Source organism: Chryseobacterium nakagawai (genome assembly GCF_900637665.1).
In the GTDB taxonomy this organism is placed as follows: Bacteria; Bacteroidota; Bacteroidia; order Flavobacteriales; family Weeksellaceae; genus Chryseobacterium; species Chryseobacterium nakagawai.
Genome location: NZ_LR134386.1, coordinates 3,657,774 through 3,677,916, shown reverse-complemented (window position 1 = coordinate 3,677,916; position 20,143 = coordinate 3,657,774). Strand labels below are relative to the sequence as shown.

Here is a 20,143-nt window from a genome sequence, read left to right as displayed (position 1 = left end):
TTATAAATAATTCAGCATTGGCTAGTATTAACAAACAACTGTTTTCACACCTCAATGTAGAGGATAGTGATCCTGTTTGGGAGAAATTTGCTGAGGTTGAGTTTTTAAAGAAAAACATATTCCCGGACCATAAAGCCTATCTTCTTGAAGATGGGCTTGTCCGTAAATACTACATTAACAGTACTTCAGACATCGATACCGAAGTTTGTGCAGAATTCTACTTTCCCGGTGATATTTTTACCGTTGGAGATAAAGGTTCTGAAGGTATTTATGAATCCATCAGCAGTGGTCTTGCCTGGGAAATTACTTTAGATGAGGTAAAAGATATGTTCGCTGTAAACCCTGAGTGTCGTTTTGTGCAAAATTATTATCTGACCAGGAAACTGAATGCCGCAATGAAACGCGAAATGCTTCTGCTTAAAAATACTCCTCAGGATCTTTATGAATATCTATTAGCCAACAAGCCCCATTATATTCAGAATATTCCTTTAAAATATCTGGCGTCATATATCGGGATCACTCCAATTTCTCTGAGCCGAATCAGAAAGAGAATTAATTAACTTTTGTTTATTGTTTGACCTTCTATAAGTCTTTTCCTTTGTTGAAAAAAGAATATGGAAATACAAAAATTAAACTGGGCAGGAATAAAACTGATTTCTCAGGGGAAAACAGTTTTGATGGATGCAGTAGAGGATTTTTCTTATTACAAACCTGTATTAGGAGAGGCTGTAGATGAAGTAATCTCTTTTACAGATGAGATAGAAGCAGATTATATCTTATTTACCCATATGCATCTGGATCATTTTGATAAAAGTGTTGTGGAAAAATGCCTGAAAAAGAATGGGAAACTAATTGTATACTCAGGGTTAGAATCAGTTGTCAGAAAGATTATGGGTGATATTGAAATGGTTGTATTGAACCTTAATGAAGTTTTTACAGAAAACAATATTACCTTTAAACCTGTATTTGCAATGGACGGAGTAGGAGAAATTCAGTCTTCATGGATCGTGGAAGATGCAACCACTAAAATTTTTCATGGTGGAGATACCATTTGGCATAACCAGTTCTGGAAATTGGGAAAAGAGAATGAAAATATAGAGTATGCATTTTTGCCTGCTAATGGTGTTGTTGTGAACTTTGAAATAATAGGATTGGAATACAGCCCGGTTCCAGCTTCACTTAATTTGAAGGAAGCTTTTTCTGCGGCTCATCTTTTACATGCTAAAAAACTGGTTCCGATACATTATGGATTATTTTCGCATGAGAAATGTTATATTCCACAGCTGTTTGATGAGAATGATCTAAAAAGAATTTCTGATGAGGTAGGACAGGAGTATATGGTTTTGAAGGATGGAGAAGTGTTGATGGATTCATAGACAAACATTTGTTTTTTAACAAATAGATTCATAAATTAAAAAATGAAAAAAATTGGAATTATAGGTTGTGGTTGGTTAGGCACTCATATAGCAGAGAAGTTATCGGGTCAATATGAGATTTTTGCAACCACCACTTCAGCGTCTAAGATAAAAGATTTATCCGCTAAAGGATACCACATCACTCAAGTTAGCTTTCCAGATGATGATATATCGGAAACAATGCAGGAGTGGGAAATAGCGCCACAGTTGGATGCGGTGATTATCACAGTTCCGTTTTCGGGAGTGAGAGGAGCTGAAATTCCTTTGTATGATAGAGCTAAGAATTTACTTGCATTTCTTGGAGATTATAAAGGTCAGGTCTATTTGATGAGCTCTACAGGAGTATATCCTGATACTGAAAAAGAGTTTACGGAAGATGACCGTCTTGCAGATGATGTGCCAAGCGAGGGTATTATAAAAAGCAGATTTCCTGAAGTTAATATTTTGAGATTGGCAGGGTTAATGGGAGACCAGAGGCTTCTAAAGAATTATAATATATCCAATCTGGATCTGCTGGTTAACCATATTCATTATGCGGATATTTGTTCAGTCGTTGAAAAAATGCTGGAGAATAAGTCTCAGTCCAAAGTCTATAATGTGGTGGCGCCTGTGCATCCTAATAAAGAAGAGATCATCAATGCACAGAAAGATCTGCCGTATTCAGGTGAACGTACCACCCAAGGCAGAACAATTTCACCCTCAAAATTAATTTCAGAACTGGATTATGAATTTCAATATCCTGATCCACGATATTTTCATCTTACGAATGGTTCTTAAGGAATGATGTCTTAAAAAATAGAAACCTGCTGTTAAGCAGGTTTTTTTAGATTTCTAGGTTTCTGTAATTATATTTTTAATCCTGATAGTCAATGATTTTATATGCAATTTGTTCTTTCTCTATATAGTTTTTAAGTTCATCAAGATCTTTCCACACATAAGAAGAGCCATACTGACAAATATAGATACCATCTTCCTCAAAAATAATACTGATATTAGGCATTTCTCCAGTGTTTTCTGCATGTCTGAAATCCCGAAACACCTGATGGGCATATTCATATTTTTTCTCGAAAAGATCAGAGCTTTCTAACAAGTCCTGAGTTTCTAATTTGTAAAATATTCATAATAATATTATTTTTTGATTAGCTTGAATATATAAGGATTATTTAAGAACTTATATTTTTTTAATTCTTTTAAATTTTCATCAATTGTTACTCCCTTTATATTGAGAAAAGAATCAAGAAATCTTTTACCAGAAATTTCATTTACATTATATGGAGAAATTTCATCAAATATTTTTTCAATATTAAGCTCACTAATTTTAGAAATTAGTTTAATGTATCCATCCTTATGATTAGGAAGTGCTTTGGAATAGATTTCACCTTTTTCTTTATAAGTTATACTTCCTTCAAATTGCTCAACTTCCGAATCTTTAGGAAAATTTATAATGACAAAATCCTTTCCATTAATATTTAAATCAATATATTCCATAATGATATAGTTTTTCATTGAAAATTTTAAAACTTTATTTTTTCGTTGCTATAAAGTAATGACAATTGCTTATAGCAGAATTTGAAAGCTTACACCAGCAACTTTAGATTTAATCAATTTTATTTTTATTATATAATGTTAGCTTATACTCTATCTGACCTTGGAACTCATTAGTAAGTTCAAATGTTTTCTTTAATTTAAATATTAATTCATCTAATTGTTTCATTAGATTTCTTTTTGATTTATTAAGGTCTGATTGAATATTTGGAAGTTTAGCACTTTCATTATAGAAGCCTAGCATTCCATTTATTGCGGCGGGAATATTCTCTTTTAGTGAAGAAACAGAATTATATGTTCCATTTAAACTCTCATAATTATCATCTATATTATCCTCATCAATTAAGTTGAGATATTTTAACCCAACATTAATAGCTTCTTCAAAATTATCATAAAAATTTGGGGTTTCTAGTTTTATCCTATCGGAGTAATCATTGATAACTTTAGAAGTTCGTTTAAAATATTCAAGAACAGTATTTTTATTTGTATTTGGTAATTTTGTAATTCTTTTAATTTCTTCAGCTTTCTTTTGTAAGTCTTCACCAATTTTTACGGTGCTCTCAGAGATATTTGTCAAAGCTATATTTGAATCTGCTAAATAGTCTTCAAGTTGAAAGATATAATCCAATAAACCAAAATCATCTTTATTTTCGAATGATTCATTTTTTTCGATTAAATGATTTTCTATTTTTGCTACTTCTCGTGAAATGTTATATTCAGCTTTAGAATTCAAATCATCAATCCTTATAGGTATATGCATTCTTAAGTGAGCCTTGAGTTCTTCTATAGTGTTAAAACTCCAATATAAAATGTTATTTTCTTTAAGGGTTTCTTTAAAGTTATTAATTCTATTTAGCTCCTCTGTATTAATTTGATCTAAGGATAAAGGAGGAACTGTCTTAAAATAGAATAATATTTGTAGGTTTTCACCATTTTTAAACCTCTTAACTGCTCTTAGAAACTCTTCTTCAGTTCCTGAATTAGCTATCTCAGTTTTTGTTCCAAATTTTTGCCAAATCATTCCAATAAATATATCATATTCATTTCCAATATCTTTATTTATTAGATCTTGAGTATAATTATGAGAAATTCCTGGAGCGGAATGAGTTTCCCATTTTATCAAATTTAAGTTTATATAATTTCTACTTGCATAGCTTATATTAAGCTCATTAATAATGTTATTAATCTCTACTCTTTCAGGATCTAAATCACTTGGTGAACCTAAGAATAGTGAAAATTGGGTAATGGTTTTTGCCATGTTTAAGCTTGTTAATTATTGTAATCCAAATTTATAAGACTTAAAAATCAAAACATTACGGGAAGCCATAAAGAAATGAATTTTATTATAATTATGGCTTCTATAATCTGCCGCCCAACTCTAGGTGATGAAGGTTGGTTAGAAAAATATTAATATATTTTTTTGTGTTTTTGTGATTTCCAAACCACATATATACATAAATTTTATCTTCATCTAAATTATTATATAAGCTTTAATAATCTGTATGGTTTTCTTGCTTTTGAATATCTACAAGTGCTTTCATTAATTGTCCATTCTCATAAGTAATTATTATGTGAAAATTCTCATCAATTTTAACTGATATATAATCATCTTCTTTACTTTCATCATTTTTGAAACTCCAATATGCCGAAAAAATAGCTTTACCTAAAGTAATTGCCGTTTCAGTATGTCCATCGTGTTTTTTAAAAGGATATTCATAATTTTCAAAATCAACTTTTGTTTGATAATATTTTTCATTTATTTCTTCTTTAATCTGTTTGTACAAATCAATAGTTCTACTTTCTAAGCTCGCTTTTATAAAAATCATCGCTCTACAGAATTCATCTTTTAAGAAATTTATAGCAATCAATGTTGTTGGATATCCAGCAAATTGTATATTGTCGAAGATTAAAGTGTTATGACTACTGTCTTCCAAACTAAGAATTCCGCCTTTCTCTCTCATCATTTCACTGACTTTTTGTTGATTTTCGCCAAATGGAATATTGAGAAAACCATTGATTTTTAAATTCATATTTTATTTTAGATGATAGTTTTTTATCTCAAAAGAATAAAAACATTTGATTTTGAGTATTTCAAATGTATATAGATCTATTGATTAATTAATATGGTTTTCCATAATTAGGATATTGTTTCCAACCTTTTTCATCATCACAGCATCTTTATAAATAAAAGAAATACTATGAAAATTACCATCCCAACACCCTGTCATGAAAACTGGGATAACATGACACCTGATGAAAAAGGAAAATTTTGTTCTGTCTGCTCTAAAACCGTTCAGGATTTTACTCGTTTTTCAGATGAAGAACTGATCAATAGTTTTGATTCAAATGAAAATATTTGTGGAAGGTTTCGGGAGGATCAGTTGGGTATAAACCTAAACTTTTCATTGGCGAGTAAATTAGCCTTTGGACTATGGATAGTAGGTGGTTTTACTACTGTTGTAAATGCACAGGAAATAAAGCCAACAGAGAAAGTACAAGGGGTGAATATGAGTGTCATACCTACTGACAATTTTAACAGAAATCCATCTTTAAGAATGGGAGCACCCATTTCAAGACCCGCAGAGAAACCTCTGGTTTTGCTTAATAATAAAAAGATTTCTATAGAAGAATTACAAACATTAAAACCAGAGACTATTGAAAGTATAAATAGTTTTCTACCAGCAGAAGCTATAAAACGATATAGACAAAAGGCAAAACATGGCGCCATAGTACTCACTACAAAAAAATAAAAGAAAAAGGGAGCAAGAGTAATAAAAAAATCTCCGGTAACAGATAATTACCGGAGATTTTTTGTTTATTGTTTTACAGCCTGAATTGCCGCTGCATAATTAGGTTCCTGAGAAATATCCGGTACCTGCTCTTCATAGATAATGGTTCCCGAAGGATCTATTACGACAACAGCCCTGCTGAGAAGTCCTTTCATGGAAGATTCTACCATTTCTACCCCGTAATTCCATCCGAAATCAGAACGGAAATCTGAAAGCATCACCACATTATTGATCCCTTCAGCACCACAAAATCTTTTTTGAGCGAAAGGTAAGTCCTTGGAAATACAAAGAACCACTGTATTGGGAAGATTTCCTGCCTCCTCATTGAAATGATGCACAGATGCTGAGCAAACTCCCGTATCTACACTCGGAAAGATATTTAAAATAACATATCTCCCTTTGTAAGCATCTAAGCTCTGGTCATTCATATTAACATCCGTAAGGGTGAATTTAGGAGCGGGTTTGTTGACATCCGGTAATTTGGAGTAAGTACGTACAGGTGTTCCTTTTAATAAAACAGTATTGATCGCTTTAGATTTTTGAGCGAAACTAAACGCTGAGAAAAGAAATAATGTACTGAAAACTATTTTTGAAAACATTGAAATTTATTTTTAAACAAAAGTATCGTTTTTTTCAGTTGGCTGAGTTAATTTTCGTTCAAATAGCTCTTAAATAGAGCAAATCTATTGAATCACTATTCTTAAAATCAATTTTTACATCTACCTTTATTCTTCACAATTCATTCAAATTATTAAATACTAAAAATATGAGTTCAGGAAACAATCCAGCATTTCAAGATATTTTTAAAAGCGAAAACGAAATCCCCGAAGAATATAAAGTCCCCGAAATTCATCAGAAAGTCTATCTTCTCAATGGTGAGCTGGTGGAATGGAAAGGAGAAACCCAGAATATTTATTCCCCGGTTTGTATCCCTACAGAAAACGGTTTGGAGAGAAAATTGTTGGGAAGTATTCCAAATATCGGCCCTGAAGAAGCCATGGAAGTGCTGGAAGCTTGTGTAAAAGCCTACGATAACGGCCTTGGAGAATGGCCAACAATGTCCGTGGAAGGCAGAATCAAGTGCATGCAGAAATTCGTCTATTTGATGATCCAACAGCGCGATCTGATTATCAAACTGCTGATGTGGGAAATAGGAAAAACACTAGCCGATTCTACTAAAGAATTTGACCGTACCGTAGATTACATCAACCAGACGATTGATGCTTTAAAAGATCTGGACAGAGAATCTTCCCGTTTCCAGGAGGCAGAAGGAACCATTGCACAAATCAGAAGAGCACCCTTGGGGGTGGTTTTAAGTATGGGGCCTTTCAATTATCCTTTGAATGAGATCTTTACCACACTGATCCCGGCATTGATTATGGGAAATACCATTTTGTTTAAGTTACCTAAACACGGAGTTTTAGCCCATTATCCTTTATTGAATGCCTTTAAAGAAGCTTTCCCGAAAGGAACAGTAAATACTTTATATGGAAAAGGTTCTGAGATTATTACTCCGATTATGGAAAGCGGAAAAGTCAATGTATTGGCCTTTATCGGTTCCAGTAAAGTAGCGAATGGATTGAAAAAATTGCACCCTAAAGTGAACCGTTTAAGAGCAATCCTGAGTCTGGATGCTAAAAATGCAGCTATTGTTACCAAAAATGCCAATCTTGATGTAGCGGTTAGTGAATGTATTCTTGGGGCACTTTCTTTCAATGGTCAGCGTTGTACAGCTTTAAAACTGATTTTTGTACAGAAAGAAATTGCAGCAGAATTTACCACAAGGTTAAGTGAAGCTGTTTCCGCTTTGAAAGCAGGTTTACCATGGGAAAAAGACGTGAAAGTAACACCGCTTCCGGAAGTCAATAAACCTTCTTATCTGAAAGAATGTATTGAAGATGCCATACAGAAAGGAGCTGTTGTTTTAAATAAAGAGGGCGGTTACACAGAAGAATCTTTTGTTTTCCCCGCTGTAGTCTATCCTGTAAATAGCGATATGAAGTTATATCATGAAGAACAATTTGGTCCTGTCATTCCGGTGGTTCCTTTTGAAGATATTGAAGAACCTATAGATTATCAGGTCAATGCTTCCCATGGAATGCAGGTAAGTATTTTCAGTGAAGATCCAAAGGAAGTTGCAAAACTGATTGACCCTTTTGTAAATTTGGTAAGCCGTGTGAATATCAATTGCCAGGCACAGCGTGGTCCGGACGTATTTCCGTTTACCGGAAGAAAAGACAGCGCAGAAGGAACACTTTCTGTTTTTGATGCCTTGCGTTCCTTTTCAATAAGATCTCTGGTAGCCGCAAAACTTACAGATTCTAATAAAAAGTTACTGAATACCATTGTAAGGGAGCATGACTCCAATTTTTTAAGCACAGATTATATTTTTTAGCAATAATCCCTTGCGATATTGAACATACAATAAAAATCCTTGAAAAGCTTCTTTGTTTTTTAAGGATTTTTTTTTCAATGATTTCTGTAACAATTTTTTTAAATCAAAACTAACTCTATAGAGTAACGAGCTATGACCTCACTAGAGCAAGAGTTTATCCATAAGATTGAAAAGCATAAAGGAATCATTTTTAAGATTTCCAAAATGTATATGTCCGAAAAAGAGGACCGCGATGATCTTTTTCAGGAAATTACCTTTCAACTATGGAAGGCATATCCAAATTTCAGGGGGGAAAGTGAATTTTCAACCTGGCTATACAGAATTGCTTTAAATACAGCGATTATTTTTCTCAAAAATCAAAAAAGAAGAGGTTTTATCGGAAATGAAGACTTCTCTAATCATATAATTGCCCACGAAGAGTATGACAATGATAAAGAAGAGCGGATGACTGAAATGTATAAAGCGATTCATCTCCTTAATCCTATTGACAAGGCCTTTATTTTCTATTACCTGGAAGACTTTTCAGGAAAACAAATTTCCGAACAGATGGGGATCTCCGAAGGAAATGTAAGGGTGAAAATGAACAGAGCCAAAAATAAATTGAAAGATATCTTAAACCAATATACCCCTAACCAACCTTAAATCAGTAATCCAATGAATATAGATGAATTAAAAAATACCTGGAATGAAGATATTGGAAACGAAACGCCTGAAATTAATACAGAGCAACGCCATAAAATCAATCTTCCCCTAGAAAAAGTACGTAAAAATATGCGAATGGAATTCTGGTGGGTGGTAGGAATCTTCATTTTTGCCTTTATGGTTTGCTCCGTTTGCAGACCTTTTAAACTTCAATTGTATATTACGGTTTTGATTGCTTCAATGCTTATTGTTACGGTTTTCTTTTACAGCAAGTTTTTTAAACTGTATAATAATATCAGCAATACAGAACTTAAAACCAATGATTCTCTCAAGGACCTCATCACTCAGCTGAATCTCAATAAACAATATTATTTATCCTACTATATCAGTTTTGCACCGTTTATAGTATGTGAGATCCTTATTGTGCTGGAGTTTATTCCCCGGCCACAGCCTTTAAGCGAGACGAAGATTGCACTTATTCTGATTGGAAGTGTCATCGGAGGATTATTTTTACTGTTTTTCTCTGGAAAATTCTGGTTTCATCGTTATTATGGAAGATATATCAATCATATAGAATCCCTTTTAAAAGAACTGAAGAGGTAAACTAAATAGGTTTCGGCGGGCTTAAAGCCCGCCGAAACCTATTTATACATTAAGAAATGTTGAATTTTTTCACTTCAAAATCTTTCTTTTTCAGTTAATTTTTCTCTGCCTTCTCCTTACCAATTTCATTTCTTATCCAATCCAGTTGCGGGTCTTTTTTATCAATAATATCCTGCATATTTTCTTTGATCTCTATATCTGGAATCACTCCTTTTTTAGTGTCTGAAAAATCAATATTCGGTTGTACCAGAAGCAGTCCGATTGGAAATGTAATCTCGGAATTAGGCAGTTTTTGATAAGAATAAAAACCTGCTACTGTTCCGTCATTGGCACCTCCTGTTTCTTCTCCTACAAGAGTTGCTCTTTTATCATTCTTAAGCTTTGCCGTAATAATAGAAGAGGCAGAAAAGCTTCCGCCATTAATAAGAACAAAAACTTTACCGTGAAAAGCTTCCTTATTGGGCTTTGTAGGTTTATCAGCCTTCATTTTGTAGAAAACCTTTCCGTCCTTTTTATAAGTACTAAAAGCTTGGGCAAAAAAGTAACTTGGATAAGAGATACTTTTAATGGCATAGTCTAACGGAGTACTTTTTCTAAAATAATTGGTCCTTAACGGGATATCTCTTGAGGTAACCTGTGAAGGTTTTATCAGGGTAAAAGGTTTATCTGTAAGATAGGAATACAGATTATTGATCTCATAAAGAGAACCTCCATAATTATTACGGACATCTATGATGAGGTAATCTGATTTTGCATTTTTAATCTTTGAAAAAGTTTTTTTATAAAACTCGCCCGAATATTCACGGGAGAAACTTTTCACTTTTATATAAGCAATCGTACTGTCTTTATCCAGAAACCTAAAACTTCGGTTATAAGAGTTGCTGGCCGCAACATAATCATTGAGTTTTTTCTCCGGAGTACGCTTATTCATCTCCTTATCCTTTTGAATATCGGTATCTAATTTTGATTCCCGCGTTAAAGTGTAAGTACGTTTTTCACCTTTATAAAGCGTTTCGATGATGGCCTTGTCTGCTAATCCGTTTTCTGCAGTATAATAATTGAAAAAGAGATCCTTTAAAAAATAGGGCTGAAAAGTAGTATTATACCCGTCACTGCTGATAACGTTTCTGTATTTTTTGATATAGTCCGATACCGGAATATTGTTGATAGACAGAACCTCAGTTCCCGGTTGAATCTTTTCAATAGAATCTCTGTTTTCCGTAATATACATTTGATCTCCGGAAATATAATAACCAAATCTGCTGAACAGTCCTTTTTTCTGTTCTAATTCTTTAATTTCTCTTTTTGTGAATTTTTTTCTCGGAACTCTTAATGAAAGATGTCCTTCCCGGATTCCGGCAACTACAGGTTGAAGTTTAAAATAGAACTGAAGTGGGGTAAGAGGTTCGTTAAGGGTTTGCTTAAGACTGTCAAACTTATGATCTAATTCCTGTTTGGGGATATACCAATACAGTTGTGGATGCATCTGCTGGAGTTTTGAGTAGGCAAAATCTACATCTTCCTTAAGCTGCTCCGGTGGGATACATGAGGCCCGCTGTTCGTTGTGCCTTCTGATAGACGCACATGAGGAAAGCATGGCCAGAATAAATATTACCGAGTAATTTTTCAATATATCTTTGAGTTTTTTTAAGCCGCTAAAATAGAAAGTTTAAAATTAATCATCACTTAAATGAATAATAAATTTTCTGAAACACATGATAAATTTAGTTAAAAAATAGACTCAAATGCATCTTATTTTCATGTAATCACAAAAAGTAGGTACCTTTGATGTTTATTTTTTACAAATGATGTATTGGATTCTTGTGGTTGTGATTCTGTTGGCAGCAACCTATTGTATAGTAATTAACAGACCGGCATTCGGTGCAGTACCAAAAGGAAAACGATTGGAACGTATCAGACAGTCGAAGCTTTACCGGAATAAACAATTTCAGAATATCAGTCATACACCCTCCCTTGCGGAAGGCTATAAAATGACCAAAGTAACCTATGATTTCTTTTTAGGAAAAAAGCATCCTTTACTGAAGCCTTTAAAAGAAATTCCTTCCCTTCCTTCAGATTTGAAAAGTCTGGATAAAAATACAGATGTTTTCATCTGGTTGGGGCATTCATCTTATTATATACAGACCGATGGCATTTCATTTTTAATTGATCCTGTATTAAGCCTGTATGGCTCACCTTTCAAATACTTTAATAAAGCGTTTAAAGGATCTGACATTTTTAAACCTGAGCACATTCCGGATCTGGATTATCTTGTGATTACCCACGATCATTTTGATCATCTGGATTACCCGACTGTTAAATCCATTAAAGATCGTACCGGAATGGCTATTGTTCCATTAGGAGTTGGGGCACACCTGGAAAGATGGGGATATACGGAACAACAACTTATCGAAGAAGAATGGGGAACGGAAGTTGAGCTAAAAAATAACATAAAACTGATCTTTACTCCGGCAAGACATTTTTCAGGAAGAAGATTAAAGCAGAATGATACCCTTTGGACTTCCTATGTACTGGAAACTCCTACTAAAAAATTATTCCTTGGAGGTGACAGTGGTTATGATTCCCATTTTAAAATGATAGGAGAGAAATATGGACCTTTTGATTATGCTATTCTTGAAAACGGACAATATGGTGAAGCATGGAGGTATATTCATACTTTACCGGAAGATGTCATTCAGGCAGCCATAGATATTGATGCCAGACATATCATTCCGGTACACGCTGCTAAGTTTGCATTGGCACTTCATCCCTGGAATGAGCCTTTACAGAAAATAACAAGTCTCGGTAAAGAAAAAGGGTTAGATATCCTTACTCCGATGATTGGAGAGGTAGTAGATCTCAATCTTAAAGATCAGCAATTTTCAGTCTGGTGGGAGGCCTGATTAAGCATGCCAGATATCTTTATACCTTCTGGGATGATTTTCAAATTGTTGACGTACAAAATCACATTCCGGGTCTACAAGCAAATCTTTTTCTTCTGCATAACGAACCAGTTCATCCAGCAATAATTTGGCATAGCCTTTACCTTCACGCTCTTCATCCAGCTTGGTATAATATACAATAAGAAGTCTTCCGTCAACCTCTATGGACATATAACCCGCTTTTTTCTCATCAATAAACAACTGCAGTTCATCCTGATATGGAGATACCATAAATTTTATATTTTCCATAATTATTGAGATTTGGTTGATAAAAAATAATTCTGAGAACTCCCGAAAGCATTCTCTTCCTTTAAAATTACAAAATTATTTAACATGAAATAATAGTTTTTGAGAATCTTAACGAATTTTATAAAAGTATTAGATGATTAAAAGGTAAAAGGTTTTGTCATTAAGCAACTATTATCCATATAGATATCAACATCAGCTTTATTGCCTTTAGTCAGCCCACAGATAATTTGCAATTGAAATGTAACCTTAAAAACCATAAACTTTAAACTGAAAATCAGTATATCATATCTCTGTTTAATCATATGTACCCCGTTAAAAATATCGTTTTCTGACAAATAAAAATTTCAAAACTTGTTATAATTTATAAATTATTTGAAAGATAATCAGTTGTTTATATTTTTTATTAACAAATATTAGGAATTAGAGTTAATAGTTGGCACTTTAATTGACTACTTCACCATGTTTAATTTAAAAGAGGAATGAAATGAAAAAGTTATTGCTAACAATATTTTTGATGGGGACGTTTAGTCTGAGCTATGCCCAATCAGATTATTATAATGATTATAGAAGAAGTATTTCAGATATTAATTGGCAGACAGTAGTGGCTGATCTGTTGCTTTCCACTACACAAGCCAATCAGGTGTATGCTCTCAATGATAGATACCGTAATTATGATTCATGGAATAGAGTATATGTAGTAGAGCCTGGAAGATGGAGAGGAGACCGATATTCAGAGCTGGAAAGAATTATTGGAAGAGAAAAATATCTTGTCTTTAAAAAAAGATATTACAGAGGGCAAAACCCTGTTATTGTATACGAAAGAAAAAACGATTATAAAAAATACCGTAAAAACAGGGATAAATACTATAAAGAAAGAGCAAAATATTACAAAAAACAAAATAAACACAACCATGGACGCCATGGGGATTGGGATTAACCATTATCAATTATTATATATATTCACTATTAAAATGGCTGGCATTCGTGCTGGCTATTTTTATGATAAGTAATGAATAATATTGTTTTTAGGTGTCTATAAATGGTTCTTAGTTTGATTCAACTCAATTAATATAAAAATTAAAGATTCTATGGTTCATTTAAGATCTCAAAAAGCTTATTCAGTGAATTAATTCTTATAAAATGTCAATAGAATTAATGAACTAAAAAAAACTTCTATTTTCTAGTCCCTAACTTCCATCTTGTTATTCTCTTGGCCAAATAAATAATTATATGCATTAATTTGTTTGAATTTTATAACTTTGATCTATGGACTCTAAAGAATCATTACAAGGCTTTTATGAACGAAATGCTCCCAATTTGGGACCTCAATGTCTGGGACCTCAAAATTTGGGGCATTTCAATGTGTTTTCAAGGGAATATTGTTCCCCACTAACCCCTTACAGCAGGAGAGATTATTATAAAATTTCTCTGATTATAGGAAAGGGTAAACTTCACTATGCTGATAAATGGATTCGCGTGGATCGTCCTGCCTTGTTATTTTCCAATCCTATTGTTCCGTATTCATGGGAAGCAGATGATGAAGATCAGAAAGGTTGGTTTTGTCTTTTTACAGAATCGTTTTTACAAAATGGAAGCCGTTTGGGGAATCTCCAGGACTCGCCTCTATTCAAAATTGGAGGAACTCCGGTTTTCTTTGTGGAAGAAGAGCAACAAAAGGTACTTTCTGATCTGTATACTAAAATGATGACGGAAATTGAATCGGATTATGTTCACAAGTATGATATGCTAAGAGCGTATCTTCACCTGATGATTCATGAAACCATGAGAATGCATCCGGCGGAAACCTTTGAACCTTACCAGAATGCCTCTCAAAGAGTAGCCTCTTTATTTATGGAGCTGTTGGAAAGACAGTTTCCAATTGACAGTCCGGAAGCTTTTTTAAAGTTAAAAACGCCCAATGACTATGCTCAGAGTCTTTCTATTCATGTCAATTCTTTAAACCGTTCCGTAAAAGAGATTACGGGGAAAACCACAAGCCAGCAAATCACAGCAAGGGTGATACAGGAAGCGAATGCTTTGCTGACCCATACAGATTGGAATGTTTCTGAAATTGCTTATGGATTAGGTTTTGAAGAACCTGCTTATTTTACCAACTATTTTAAAAAACAAACTGGAATAACTCCTAATGCCTTAAGATTGAACCTTGTTTGAATTTTATAATTCTTAGTTTGAATTCTATATCAAAGATGGTGGGTTCATGTTCTAATTTTGTCTCATAGAATTAAAATAAATACCATCATGAAATTTAAAAAATTAGGAAACACCGGCGAACAACTTTCTGCAATTGGATTAGGCTGTATGGGGATGAGCTTTGCTTATGGTCCATCAGATGAGCAAGAAAGTATCAGCACTTTACACAAGGCATTAGATTTAGGAGTTAACTTCTGGGATACAGCAGATATGTATGCGAATGGAGAAAATGAAAAATTAATTTCTAAAGTTCTAGTACCCAACAGGGATAAAATTTTTATTGCTACTAAATTCGGATTCAGATTTAAAGATGGAAAAGCCAGTCATAGTGGTGCTCCGGGAACTTATTTTGACGGTTCTCCGGAATGGATCAGAAAGGCTGTGGATTTAAGTCTTCAAAGGTTAAAAATTGATACGATAGATCTGTATTACGCCCACCGGGTAGATCCCAACGTTCCGGTTGAAGAAACTGTGGGTGCTATGGCAGAGTTGGTTAAAGCAGGTAAAGTAAAATATATCGGATTGTCTGAAGCCTCCGCAGAATCTATTAGAAAAGCTAATAAAATTCATCCTTTAGCTGCTTTACAGTCAGAGTATTCTATCCTTACTAAAGATGTTGAGAATGAAATTCTGCCAACGATCAGAGAATTAGGGATTTCATTGGTGCCTTACTCCCCATTGGCAAGAGGTCTTTTTGCGAATATTAATGAAGTACAAAACCTGGGAGATGATGATTTTAGAAAATCATTGCCACGTTATCAGCAGGAATATCTTGAAAACAATACAAAACTCGCGAATGAAATCAATGAATTTGCTGCTTCTAAAGGAGTAAAAGGAACTCAGTTAGCCTTAGCATGGGTGTTGAATCAGGGAGACGATATCATCCCCATTCCAGGAACCAAACGTATCAAATATTTAGAAGAAAATGTTGCAGCTGCCAATATTGAGTTGTCTCAGTCAGATTTGGATACCATTGATGCCATTCTGAAAAAATATCCGAATGTAGGAGAACGATATAGTGAAGGATCAATGAAATTGGTTAATAACTAAACACTAATTATACCTAAACTGAGTTTCTGAATGGCAGAAGCTCAGTTTTTTTACATTAAAAAATATTATCACATTCATTGCCATAGAACATTTCCTTTCGGAGATGTTATTTAGGTTATGATGAATTCAAAAAACACTATTTTACATTATGAATAGAAGAGAACTATTGAAAAATGGGTTGTTGGCAGGGACATTAAGTCTTATCCCTTTTTCGAATGTATTGGCAGAAACAAAGGTCATTTCCGAAAAAACAGGAGATGATCTTGCCGGTTTTAAAAAGATTACATTGGGAGAATTAGAACTGTTTATTCTGACAGATGGATATATTCATGAAAAAAATCTGAGCTCATTTGCGCCAAGAGGAAATGTGACTGAACTAAAAAAAATACTTAAAGACAATTTCCGATCAGAAGATTATATTGATATGGCGATCAATATTCTGCTTGTTAAAACAAAGGAAAAACTGATCCTGATGGATACAGGGATGGGAATATTTGCGGATGAAAGAACTGGGTTTTTATTAAAAAGCCTTCAGAAAGCAGGATTCTCAGCAAGCGATATCACTGACATTTTCCTCTCTCATGCCCATCCCGATCATATGGGTGGAGTGGTAGACAAACAGAATAAGCTTGTTTTTCCCAATGCTGCTATTTTTATTTCGAAAATAGAATATGATTTTTGGATGAATGCTTCCATCAATGATTTTAATCACAGTGCTTTGAAGGCTCATCCCGAAATGCTAACCCAGATTATTCCGGCACTTCAGAATATATTGAAAGCTATTCAGCCAACGTTGAAATTTTATGATTTAAACAGGACGCTGTATAATCATTTCAATTTTCAATTAGCTCCCGGACATACTCCCGGATTAACCGTTACGACAATATCATCAGGGAACGAAAAGCTGATATATATTGCTGATCTTATTCACTCAGATATTATTCTTTTCCCTCATCCTGATTGGGGATTTTCAGGGGATACAGATCTGGATATTGCTGCCAATTCCAGAAAGAAATTTCTTAAGCAGTTGGCGGATACAAAGATCAGGGCATTTGCTTCTCATTTGCCATGGCCAGGACTGGGTTTCACAAAAATAAAAGCTCCGGGATTTGAGTGGATTGCTGAGAGTTTTATGAATTAAGAAAGTTTTTAAAATACTAAATAATAGCGGGCTAAAGTCCGCTATTATTATAAAAAATCATTTAGTTTTAGTCTTATATCCCCATACCCAATAAAAAAGCTAAAAAGGTATTATTTCTCTTTTTCAAATTCAAATGGAACTTTCATTTCATCATTAGAAATAATAGCTTTTAATTGGTTGCCTTCTGACGAATATTGAATTCGTTTCGGGAAGTTTAAAGAATCATTTATACATATAAATTCATTGTTTTTAGATTCTGTCATTTTAAATTCAATGAATTGTTTTTCTTTCGGAGTTTTAACCAATAGACTCCATTTCCCATTGGAACTAACAAGCTTCATGGTTTCTTTGTTGATGGTATCTCCTTTTTGTAGGGTAAATCCAATTCCAGCATATTCTGTCGGACTTATTTTGTTCCAATTTTCAAAAGTTTCTTTTCCTGCTTTTTCATTTGATCTTTTCCATTTTCCGGTTAACCAATCAAAATTTGCAATAGGTTCAGCTTCTGAGTTCGTTTCTGATTTTCCACTTTGATTAGTTTTTGTGTTTTGGTTACAGGATAAAACTAATGTTGCAGCAAATAAAATAAGTAATGAATTTTTCATGATAATAAGTTTGGTTTTGTGAATATATAAAAAAATAATAAAAAGGATAATGTTGTTTTATGGAGGCATTACTAAAATAAAAAACCTCGCAATTTGCGAGGTTTTTTATATCATGAATTGAAGTCTCTAAAATTAGATCCCGTCAATGATTTCATTTAAAACAGTACTTGGTCTCATCGCTGCGTAAGTTTTATACGTATCAGTTTTGTAGTAACCTTCAATGTTTTGAGGTTTACCTTGAGCACCAATTAATTCTGCGTTGATTACTTCTTCGTTTTCCTGCATTGCCTGTGCAACCGGAGCAAACTGAGCCGCTAATGTAGCATCAGCAGTTTGGTTAGCTAAAGCTTCAGCCCAATACATTGCTAAATAGAAATGAGAACCTCTGTTATCAATCTGGCCTACTTTTCTTGCAGGAGACTTATCTGTAGCTAAGAATTTAGCATTCGCTTCATCCAATGCATCCGCTAAAACCTGAGATTTTGTATTCCCCTGAGTTTGTGCTAAATGCTCTAAAGAAGCCTGTAGTGCTAAGAATTCACCTAGAGAATCCCATCTTAAATATCCTTCTTCAAGGAATTGTTCAATGTGTTTTGGAGCAGAACCTCCGGCACCTGTTTCAAATAAACCACCACCGTTCATTAATGGAACAATAGAAAGCATTTTAGCAGAAGTACCAAGCTCAAGGATTGGGAAAAGGTCTGTTAAGTAATCTCTCAATACATTTCCTGAAACAGAAATAGTATCTTTTCCTTCTCTAGCTCTCTTAAGCGTTTCAGTCATGGCATCTTTTACATCAAGAATTCTGATGTCAAGACCTGTAGTATCGTGATCAGCAAGATATTTTTCTACTTTTTTGATAATCTCTCTGTCGTGAGCTCTTCCTTTGTCTAACCAGAAAATAGCCGGAGTGTCAGAAAGTCTTGCTCTGTTTACAGCTAATTTTACCCAGTCCTGGATAGGAGCATCTTTAGTCTGACACATTCTGAAGATATCTCCTTTTTCTACTTTCTGAGAAAGAAGAACATTTCCAGCTTCATCCTGAACTTCTACAGTTCCTTCAGAAGATAATTGGAACGTTTTATCGTGAGAACCATATTCTTCAGCTTTTTGAGCCATTAGACCAACGTTTGGAACAGATCCCATAGTGGTTGGGTCTAATTTTCCGTGCGCTTTCATATCATCAATTACTGATTGATAGAAACCTGCATAAGAACGGTCCGGAATGATACAAACTGTATCTTCTTCGTTTCCGTCTTTGTTCCACATTTTACCTCCACCTCTTACAAGGGCAGCCATCGATGCGTCAACGATGATGTCAGAAGGAACGTGGAAGTTTGTAATTCCTTTGTCAGAATTTACCATGGCCACTCTTGGACCTTCAGCTAATGCTTTATCAATATCAGCTTTGATATCAGCTTCCTGAGCATTTCCTTTTATTTTTTCGAAAAGATCAGCAAGACCGTTATTGGGATTAATATCTAAAGATTTGAAAGTCTCAGCATATTTAGTGAATACCTCTTTGAAGAAGGTTTCTACGATAGCCCCGAAAATAATAGGGTCAGAGATTTTCATCATCGTAGCCTTAAGGTGAGCAGAAAGGAGAACATTTCTTTTCTTAGCCTCTTCAATAGCTTCCTGAACGAATACTTTCAAAGCATTTAGGTTCATTACAGAAGAATCGATTACTTCACCAGCCTGAAGACCTGCAAAGTCTTTCAATACGGTTTCTCCTTCATTTCCTTTGAATACGATTCTGTATTTTGTAGCGTTTTCTAACGTTGTAGAATTTTCTGTTCCGTAGAAATCACCATTGTTCATGTGAGCCACGTCAGTTTTGCTGTCAGAAGCCCAATCACCCATTCTGTGAGGATTTGCTTTTGCATAGTTTTTAACAGCTTTTGGAGCACGTCTGTCAGAGTTTCCTTCTCTTAATACAGGGTTTACCGCACTTCCTAAAACCTTTGCATATTTAGCTTTAATTGCTTTCTCATCATCATTCTTAGGTTCTGCAGGATAATTTGGTACTGCGAAACCTTTTCCTTGTAGCTCAGCAATAGCTGCATCTAATTGAGGAACAGAAGCAGAAATATTGGGTAATTTGATAATGTTTGCGTCCGGCTGAGTTGCCAATTCTCCTAATTCGGCTAAAGCATCACCAATTTTTTGGTCATCCTTTAAAAATTCAGGGAAGTTAGCTAAGATTCTGCCTGCCAGGGAAATATCCGGAACAGCGATCTCAATATCTGCTGATTTAGTGAAAGCTTTTACGATAGGTAAAAACGAGTGAGTAGCCAGCATTGGAGCTTCATCCGTTAATGTGTAGTAAATTTTTGATTTTTCTGACATTATACTGTTATTTATTATTTGAAATTAAAGTCCCACAAATTTACTAAATATGATTGTTTTTTTAGGGAATTTTTAAATAAAAAAAGAAGCCAAAAGCTTCTTTTGCTTTTTATATCTGAACAATTGTATATTCTCCGGATGCATTAAAATTGATATTAAATTCAACTTTGAAGTTTTTAAGACTTGAATTCAGATTGGGAATTGTTT

Annotated in this window: 21 protein-coding genes; 12 read left to right on the top strand and 9 right to left on the bottom strand. The window is 34.1% G+C overall.

The genetic code is table 11. The annotated features are described in order from the left end of the window. Nucleotides 1–17: 17 nt before the first annotated feature. Genes EL260_RS16665 through EL260_RS16655 form a run of 3 tightly spaced genes read left to right on the top strand, consistent with a single transcriptional unit; the run spans nt 18 to nt 2,192 of the window. On the top strand, nt 18–560 hold the full coding sequence (locus tag EL260_RS16665; protein ID WP_123856405.1) for a Crp/Fnr family transcriptional regulator: 543 nt from the start codon (nt 18–20) through the stop codon (nt 558–560). A 54-nt stretch (nt 561–614) separates the two neighbouring features. Beyond that, the gene (locus tag EL260_RS16660) at nt 615–1,376 is read left to right on the top strand and encodes an MBL fold metallo-hydrolase (RefSeq protein ID WP_123856404.1); all 762 of its coding nucleotides are present in this window, start codon (nt 615–617) and stop codon (nt 1,374–1,376) included. Nucleotides 1,377–1,418: 42 nt separating this feature from the next. Next, nucleotides 1,419–2,192, top strand: coding sequence for a Rossmann-fold NAD(P)-binding domain-containing protein (locus tag EL260_RS16655; RefSeq protein ID WP_123856402.1), 774 nt, complete (start codon nt 1,419–1,421; stop codon nt 2,190–2,192). A 76-nt stretch (nt 2,193–2,268) separates the two neighbouring features. Here EL260_RS16655 and EL260_RS16650 read toward each other — a convergent pair whose 3' ends face one another. The 4 genes from EL260_RS16650 to EL260_RS16635 all read right to left on the bottom strand — a co-directional run bounded on the left by EL260_RS16650 (nt 2,269) and on the right by EL260_RS16635 (nt 4,990). Next, nucleotides 2,269–2,505, bottom strand: a complete 237-nt coding sequence (locus EL260_RS16650; RefSeq protein ID WP_123856399.1) for a hypothetical protein — start codon at nt 2,503–2,505, stop codon at nt 2,269–2,271. Nucleotides 2,506–2,543: 38 nt separating this feature from the next. Continuing rightward, nucleotides 2,544–2,921, bottom strand: coding sequence for a hypothetical protein (locus EL260_RS16645; protein WP_123856398.1), 378 nt, complete (start codon nt 2,919–2,921; stop codon nt 2,544–2,546). A gap of 91 nt (nt 2,922–3,012) precedes the next feature. Next, nucleotides 3,013–4,218, bottom strand: a complete 1,206-nt coding sequence (locus tag EL260_RS16640; protein ID WP_123856396.1) for a hypothetical protein — start codon at nt 4,216–4,218, stop codon at nt 3,013–3,015. A gap of 232 nt (nt 4,219–4,450) precedes the next feature. Beyond that, entirely contained in the window at nt 4,451–4,990 is a 540-nt protein-coding gene (locus EL260_RS16635; protein ID WP_123856394.1) for a hypothetical protein, read from the bottom strand. Between the two features lie 168 nt (nt 4,991–5,158). Between EL260_RS16635 and EL260_RS16630 the strand changes: the two genes are divergently transcribed. Next, nucleotides 5,159–5,710: a hypothetical protein gene (locus tag EL260_RS16630; RefSeq protein ID WP_123856392.1), complete on the top strand. Its 552-nt coding sequence runs from the start codon at nt 5,159–5,161 to the stop codon at nt 5,708–5,710. A 65-nt stretch (nt 5,711–5,775) separates the two neighbouring features. On the opposite strand, the gene tpx is transcribed toward EL260_RS16630, so the two are convergent. Further along, nucleotides 5,776–6,276 carry a thiol peroxidase gene (gene tpx, locus EL260_RS16625; RefSeq protein ID WP_394343549.1) on the bottom strand — a complete coding sequence of 167 codons (501 nt, stop codon included), beginning with the start codon at nt 6,274–6,276 and terminating at the stop codon, nt 5,776–5,778. Between the two features lie 239 nt (nt 6,277–6,515). Here tpx and EL260_RS16620 point away from each other — a divergent pair, with 239 nt between their 5' ends. The 3 genes from EL260_RS16620 (at nt 6,516) to EL260_RS16610 (ending at nt 9,389) form a co-directional block, all read left to right on the top strand. Beyond that, entirely contained in the window at nt 6,516–8,144 is a 1,629-nt protein-coding gene (locus tag EL260_RS16620) for an NADP-dependent glyceraldehyde-3-phosphate dehydrogenase (protein ID WP_123856388.1), read from the top strand. 132 nt (nt 8,145–8,276) lie between these two features. After that, on the top strand, nt 8,277–8,786 hold the full coding sequence (locus EL260_RS16615) for an RNA polymerase sigma factor (RefSeq protein WP_123856386.1): 510 nt from the start codon (nt 8,277–8,279) through the stop codon (nt 8,784–8,786). Nucleotides 8,787–8,798: 12 nt separating this feature from the next. Then, a complete protein-coding gene (locus EL260_RS16610) occupies nt 8,799–9,389 on the top strand; it encodes a hypothetical protein (RefSeq protein ID WP_123856384.1) in 591 nt (196 codons plus the stop codon). 94 nt (nt 9,390–9,483) lie between these two features. Here EL260_RS16610 and EL260_RS16605 read toward each other — a convergent pair whose 3' ends face one another. Continuing rightward, nucleotides 9,484–11,019, bottom strand: a complete 1,536-nt coding sequence (locus EL260_RS16605) for a S41 family peptidase (RefSeq protein ID WP_123856382.1) — start codon at nt 11,017–11,019, stop codon at nt 9,484–9,486. 175 nt (nt 11,020–11,194) lie between these two features. Between EL260_RS16605 and EL260_RS16600 the strand changes: the two genes are divergently transcribed. Further along, entirely contained in the window at nt 11,195–12,292 is a 1,098-nt protein-coding gene (locus EL260_RS16600; RefSeq protein ID WP_123856380.1) for an MBL fold metallo-hydrolase, read from the top strand. Here EL260_RS16600 and EL260_RS16595 read toward each other — a convergent pair whose 3' ends face one another. Further along, nucleotides 12,293–12,580 (bottom strand): GNAT family N-acetyltransferase, encoded by a 288-nt coding sequence (locus EL260_RS16595; protein WP_068943752.1) that lies wholly within the window; start codon nt 12,578–12,580, stop codon nt 12,293–12,295. Between the two features lie 484 nt (nt 12,581–13,064). Here EL260_RS16595 and EL260_RS16590 point away from each other — a divergent pair, with 484 nt between their 5' ends. The 4 genes from EL260_RS16590 to EL260_RS16575 all read left to right on the top strand — a co-directional run bounded on the left by EL260_RS16590 (nt 13,065) and on the right by EL260_RS16575 (nt 16,982). Then, nucleotides 13,065–13,517, top strand: a complete 453-nt coding sequence (locus EL260_RS16590) for a hypothetical protein (RefSeq protein WP_123856378.1) — start codon at nt 13,065–13,067, stop codon at nt 13,515–13,517. A 329-nt stretch (nt 13,518–13,846) separates the two neighbouring features. Beyond that, nucleotides 13,847–14,752 (top strand): helix-turn-helix domain-containing protein, encoded by a 906-nt coding sequence (locus tag EL260_RS16585; protein WP_123856376.1) that lies wholly within the window; start codon nt 13,847–13,849, stop codon nt 14,750–14,752. 87 nt (nt 14,753–14,839) lie between these two features. Then, entirely contained in the window at nt 14,840–15,841 is a 1,002-nt protein-coding gene (locus EL260_RS16580; RefSeq protein WP_123856375.1) for an aldo/keto reductase, read from the top strand. 148 nt (nt 15,842–15,989) lie between these two features. Further along, the gene (locus tag EL260_RS16575) at nt 15,990–16,982 is read left to right on the top strand and encodes an MBL fold metallo-hydrolase (RefSeq protein WP_123856373.1); all 993 of its coding nucleotides are present in this window, start codon (nt 15,990–15,992) and stop codon (nt 16,980–16,982) included. 110 nt (nt 16,983–17,092) lie between these two features. On the opposite strand, the gene EL260_RS16570 is transcribed toward EL260_RS16575, so the two are convergent. Together EL260_RS16570 and EL260_RS16565 are read right to left on the bottom strand one after the other, a co-directional pair. Then, nucleotides 17,093–17,587 carry a DUF6265 family protein gene (locus EL260_RS16570; protein ID WP_228445495.1) on the bottom strand — a complete coding sequence of 165 codons (495 nt, stop codon included), beginning with the start codon at nt 17,585–17,587 and terminating at the stop codon, nt 17,093–17,095. 132 nt (nt 17,588–17,719) lie between these two features. Continuing rightward, entirely contained in the window at nt 17,720–19,936 is a 2,217-nt protein-coding gene (locus EL260_RS16565; RefSeq protein WP_123856371.1) for an NADP-dependent isocitrate dehydrogenase, read from the bottom strand. Nucleotides 19,937–20,143 lie beyond the last annotated feature (207 nt).